The sequence below is a fragment of the Paenibacillus xylanexedens genome, from assembly GCF_007676705.1.
Classification (GTDB): domain Bacteria; phylum Bacillota; class Bacilli; order Paenibacillales; family Paenibacillaceae; genus Paenibacillus; species Paenibacillus xylanexedens_C.
The window spans coordinates 1-265 of the sequence record NZ_VEBF01000367.1 but is presented as its reverse complement, the minus strand read 5'-3'; the positions used below and the strand labels follow the sequence as shown (position 1 = coordinate 265).

At 49.4% G+C, this 265-nt stretch carries 1 protein-coding gene; it reads right to left on the bottom strand.

The window, feature by feature from the left end:
• Positions 1 to 10: 10 nt before the first annotated feature.
• Positions 11 to 265, bottom strand: a 255-nt coding sequence (locus FS628_RS30665) for a chemotaxis protein CheB (RefSeq protein WP_313958639.1), incomplete at its 5' end; no start/stop codon positions are given.

Below are 265 nucleotides of genomic sequence, written 5' to 3'. Positions count from 1 at the left end.
TCCTATCCACTCAACCTCTATCCCCCTTCACTCCTTCATCCTCACTCACCTTCAGCATAAACTTCCCCTCTGCTCTTTTCTTAACTTTCACATCCAATCCCCCGGGTCCTATATACACACTCCCTTTCTTCAGCACCATCCCCTCTTCACCTTCAACCACATCCAGTCCACTCAACCTATTCAATCCTTCACCCACCCAACCTCTCAAATTCCGCCCCATATGCTCCACAATTATCACTCCTCCTCCCAAATCACCCCTCACCTG